Here is a 5,234-nt window from a genome sequence, read left to right on the forward strand (position 1 = left end):
GTCCCCGCCGGCAAGCAATGGATGATCGAGCGTTAAACGGTGGACCCGACGAGCGGGTCCCTCCAAAAAGAACGGACCTAACAAGCAGGTCCCTATGAGGTGGGAGGGGCCATTTATCAATCGCCCCAGCCCAATCCAAAAAAGTGGTCTCCACGCGTCCTCGGGCCGACTGGTGAATCACCCCTGCCAGCGATAGGGCGCGCGTATTGTCAATCTTCTCTGGGTCATTCACGCATCGCACTGGCCAGATAAGTTCATGAATAATCCCTACCTGCAGGGCGATGACTTTTCATTCAATTGTGGTGCGAGGGAATAAGCGACACTCTATCCGGCCGCCGGCGCGAGTAATGGAATGGAGAATACTTGTCTATCCCCCCAGACGTCTGAGAAGAAATGCAAGCACGGTAAGGACCGCCAACACAATCAGGCCGACGATGATCCACCGTCCCCAGAATCGCGGCACCTTTCCCGTAATGGCCCCCGTTTGTCCATTCATCCATACTCGATACGTCTTGCCTGCATAGTCGAAGCGCATGACATAGATGGGCAGCAGAATAAGGTCGGAGGCTTCTTCTGAAAACTGAGTCTCAACGACCAGGCCGCGGTACGTATCGCCGGGCAGAAAAGCGGCGATGCACTGTTCCTGATACTGCCGGAAATATTCCTTGCAGCGGGACTCGGCTTCCGGCCGATCGATGACGTACTCTTCGCAGGCCCATCCCGCCAGATAGGAGGGATCGTAGCGTCGCAGGCCGGCCAGATGGAAAGGGATGAGGCGGTCGGCCACCTCCTGCGGCACGTTTCGGCTGGCCGACACCAGATAACCGCTGACAAACTGATGATACTTTCCGGAAAGGGGCCACCATTCCGTCTCGCGTACCGTGCGGGTCTTGGTGACGAGTTTTCCGTTCTCGGTGATGGTGTAGGTTTCGGTACGGTACCAGTACTCGCCGATGGTGGCCTGCCACTGGCTTTCCGCCAGCATGGAGAACGACCAGAAGGGGATGTAAATACCGCGAATATCGGCCCGGCGAATGGCCTGGCGAAAAGCGGCCGGGGCCCCACCGGCACGGCGTTCCACCCATTTCAACAAAAGTTGCCGAGCCTTATCCGGCGGAATGGCAAAGCCCAGGACGAACTCCGGGGCCTGGCGGCCGGTCAGTTCGGGAGCAAAGTCGAGCACATACGTGCTGCCGCAGTACTCGCAGGTGTAGCTGCGCTGGTCAGGCCGAAGGTGAATAGGGGCCCCGCAGTTGTCGCAGGTGATTGTCTCCTGGAATGTCCGCTTAGCCTGCGTGGGCAAAGGCGGAGGCTGGTGGGCGGCGCCGCAGGCGGGACAGAAGCGATCGGCCGGTTCCAGGGGAGCCCCGCAACGGGGGCAGGCCTCGGTTTCCACGAGGGGCCACTGGGTTTCGGTCTGTCGTCGCGGAGGTGGTGTGGTGGAAACCCCTGCTTTTTTCACGGCGTCCTGCTTCCCTGTTGAGATTGACGCTCGTAAATGGCATGGAGCATTTCGTCCACGCTGCTGAACCTCTTTTTACGACTGAGGACGGAGTCGATCAATCGCCGGGCTTCGCTCTCGCTGTGGCCCAGGACGAGAAGCGTTTCGTAGGTCTGGGAGATGACGTCGGGTTCGACGAGGGATTCCTCGGTGACCTTTTGCTGGGTCACCCAGAGGGCGAACTTGGGCATTTTGCGTCGCAGTTTGGCGACGATGCGTTCGGCGGTGGCCGCCCCCACTCCCGGCAGGCTGGCCAGAAAACGGTGGTCCTGCTGTTCGATGGCGGTGGCGATTTCGTTGACGGGATGCGACATGGCGCGAAGGGCTTTTTTTGCCCCCATGCCATCCACGGAGCACAGGAGGTCAAAGAATTCCCGTTCGATTTCGGAGAGGAAACCGATCAGCCGGGGGCTGAGCTTTCCCGCATTGACGCCCCCTTCGAGATAGAAGATTGTGTGCAGGACCACGCGCTGGTTAAGGAGCGTTTGGAGCTGCCGCCGGGTGTACTCCGGGATGAGGACCTCGCAGTGGAGAGGCCCGATCCGCACGGTGGCCGCTTCCTCCGTGAGTCGCACCAGCTCGCCTTCGATTTGTGTGATCAACTCCGCAGCACTCCTTTCCGGAAAGAAGACGCCGACCTGAAGCCGGGCGGTCACGAGGCCGCCGGCGTTCCCGCGGGGACTCCCTTTCCCAAGTTCCCGGTTGCTTCAGGATGCGGAACCGAAAATTTTCTGTTTGATTTCCTGAATGACTCGGATGGCGTGGCCGATTTCTGCCTTTTGGCGCTCGGGTTCCTGGGGGATTTCGCGCTCGATGGTCAACGGTCCATCATAACCGATTTCCGCCAGGGTGCGGAGGAACAATTCGGCGTTGACATCTCCGGTGCCGAAGGGGACTTCGGTTCCCCATTCTTTTCCCGGTTGGGCGGCCCATTTGGCGTCTTTGCAGTGGACGCTCCGCACATATCGGCCGACCTTTTTGAGGGCGGGAATCGGATCGCCCGTCCCGTAGAGAATCATGTTGGCGGGATCGAAATTGATGAACAGGTTATCCCGCCCAACGTCTTCCAGAAATTGGAGGAGGGCTTCGGCGGTTTCCTGACCGGTTTCCAGGTGAATTCGCTGGCCTTGCTTGGCGCAGTGATCGCAGGCTTCCTGCAACGCCTGCTTCACCGCCTGATAGTTGGGGTCGTTGCGGTCATGGGGAATGAATCCCACGTGGAGGCCGACGGCATCGACGCCCAACAGTTTTGCGAAGTCGGCGATTTCCAGAAGTTCGCGTTTGCGCTCTTCGCGGGTTTCCGGGGGGACAAGACCGACGGTGCGAGCCGTCGTGGGGATGTCGGCGTAGCTTTCGCCTTCAAACCCCGCGAACACCACGGTGATTGTCAGGCCGAAGTCCTTCAACTGTTGGAGAAACTCCTGGGCTCGTTGCGGAGTGCGGGACTCCTTTTTGGGGGTGTGGAGATGGATGGTGGGGACGCCGAGTTCCCGAGCTACCGGAAGCTGCACACCCAAGCCTGCGTCAATACTGGCAAAGACACCGATCGGCCACTTTTCCACGGCAGGTTCCTCCTCCATTTCTTCGATATCCGGACGTCGGTTTTGACCACGGCTTGCCGGGCATCCCGGAACATATTTTCCGAAGCCAGGCTGCCCGCGTGTTGCCACGGTCGGGCCCTTGCGCGGGCGGCGAGTTGATGTGGAGCCCGTTTGCCGGGCGCGCTCCGCTTCGGCCATGGTTTGCCGTCAAGATACTCGAGAGTTTTTTCGTTCGCAAGTGTCCTCCGGAGGGGCACGCTTGTGGCGCCTGAGGAAAAGGGATGGATGATCCAATGTCCACCGGCGGACCTGACAAGCAGGTCCCTCCGATGTGTCGGAGGGGCACGCTTGTCGTGCCCGGTGAAGCGGCATGGGGCATCAATCGGTGTTCATCGGACCCGAGGAGCGGGTTCCTCCGAATGTGGGCCTGACAAGCAGGTCCCTCCGACGTTGTAGGGGCAATTCATGAATGGCCCCTACCGAGTATCTGATGCGTTGTCGCCGTTGTGGGTCGAATTTGTGCCGGTTTGATACCTCAACTCCCTAATACCTTGACACCTTGCCGGGTCGGAAAACCGGGTTGAACGTGAGTGACAGACTCGCGTATAATCCGCCGCACATCCCCTGAGAATGGGGGATCTTACTGGGACTGTGCGGCGAATCACATGGATGCGTCTATCAGGTAGCAGGGAAGCGTCGCTCTGAGGTCCACGTCTTTTTGCACAGCTGAGGTATTCGCCACACCGTGGAGGGCAAGCTCTCCCCGGCGGCCGGTCGGGTTGCCGAAACCGGGAGCTGGGCCCGGCCGTTCCCTTTTGCGGAGCCTGGGCGTTGGCCTCATGCTCCTGGCGATGGCTGTGGCGCCGCTTCGTGCCGGGGAAATCGCGCTTCCGGCGGACCCACGATTCCCCGTCGAGATTCGAGCGGAAGCGGCCAACCGCTGGAACCTGGGCAGTTACGAGGTGTGGATCCTCCGCGGAAGTTGCGAGATTCGGCAGGGGCCGGTGGTCCTGCGGTCCCGAGAAGCCGTGCTCTGGGTGGACCGATCTCCGGACAGTGGGCCGCTCGGTCCTGCCATGGCGCCGTTTCCCCAGGAACAGGTGGCACCCCCAGGGCCGGAACTTCTTGGTCCCACCGAGGGGCAGGGGGGGACATCCCCAGATGGCCCGTCGCTTTTGCCACCGGAACGTCCCTTCAGCGATGCGCCATCTTTCAGGGTTCCTCCGCGACCGGTGAAGGTCATCGTGTACCTGGAGGGCGGGGTGAAGATCGAGACGGGGGCCGAAGGTGGGGCCCAGCTCACCGATAAGACCTGGTTTGGACGACTCTACACCCTGGCGGATGTGGAAACGTATGTGGGCCAGGTGGCGGGAGAACCGGATCCGTATCCACCGGTCTTTCGCCGTGCGATGACCCGCCGCAACGCCGAGGCGGAAGGGATCACCCAGCGGGCGTTGCGTCCGGAGAATTTTGATAATGAGATGGGAACGAGCACGGCCAGCCGCCGGATTCGGGTGTTTCCTCGCGGTGATGTGCCCGTGCAGGCCCAGTGGTTTCCGGCCCCTCAAGGAGGCCAGTGGATCGGCGTCATTGATGCGGGCGTCAACGTGATCGTGGAAGAAGCCGGTCCCCTGGGGACGGTGGATATTTCGGCGGATCGGGTGGTCATCTGGTACACCGGCGAAGACCAGCCCGATTTGACCGGCGAACGAACGCAGCCCAGCCGATTTCCTTTGGAACTGTATCTGGAAGGCCACATCGTTTTCCGGCAGGGAGACCGTGTTATTTACGCCGACCGGATGTATTACGATGTGGCCCGGCGGGCGGGGATCATTCTCAACGCGGAACTGCTTACCCGACTTCCCGATTACGAGGGCTATTTGCGACTTCGGGCGGAGATTCTGCAGCAGCTCAACGAAAGCCAGTTTTTCGCCCAGAATCTTTTCGTGACCACCAGCCGGATGGGTGTGCCCGGCTACCGTCTGCAGACCCAATTCGCCTATGTCGAAGACCGTGTTCAGCCAGCCCTCGATCCGGTGACAGGCCAGCCGATCATCGATCCGGAAACCGGCCAACCGGTGATGACACATCATCCGTGGGCGATGAGCCGGGACAATTTCATTTACCTGCGGAATATTCCCGTATTCTACTGGCCGGTGCTGGCCGGGGATCTTTCCCGTCCGACGTATTAT

The 5,234-nt window shown here is 60.5% G+C and carries 3 protein-coding genes and 1 pseudogene; 1 reads left to right on the forward strand and 3 read right to left on the reverse strand.

Annotation, left to right across the window (positions count from 1 at the left end; all coding sequences use genetic code 11):
- Window positions 1-367: 367 nt before the first annotated feature.
- From H5U08_RS09590 to H5U08_RS09600, 3 genes are all read right to left on the reverse strand, one after another.
- The gene (locus tag H5U08_RS09590; RefSeq protein WP_297032476.1) at window positions 368-1,462 is read right to left on the reverse strand and encodes a zinc ribbon domain-containing protein; all 1,095 of its coding nucleotides are present in this window, start codon (window positions 1,460-1,462) and stop codon (window positions 368-370) included.
- Window positions 1,459-2,103: a Holliday junction branch migration protein RuvA gene (gene ruvA, locus H5U08_RS09595; RefSeq protein ID WP_297032477.1), complete on the reverse strand. Its 645-nt coding sequence runs from the start codon at window positions 2,101-2,103 to the stop codon at window positions 1,459-1,461. The genes H5U08_RS09590 and ruvA overlap by 4 nt, the downstream gene beginning before the upstream one ends.
- Before the next feature lie 105 nt (window positions 2,104-2,208).
- Window positions 2,209-3,063, reverse strand: coding sequence for a sugar phosphate isomerase/epimerase family protein (locus H5U08_RS09600; protein WP_297032479.1), 855 nt, complete (start codon window positions 3,061-3,063; stop codon window positions 2,209-2,211).
- An 818-nt stretch (window positions 3,064-3,881) separates the two neighbouring features.
- Here H5U08_RS09600 and H5U08_RS09605 point away from each other — a divergent pair.
- A pseudogene (locus H5U08_RS09605) lies at window positions 3,882-5,234 on the forward strand (hypothetical protein); the annotation flags it as partial.

It is taken from the genome of Thermogutta sp., assembly GCF_014359955.1.
Classification (GTDB): Bacteria; Planctomycetota; Planctomycetia; order Pirellulales; family Thermoguttaceae; genus Thermogutta.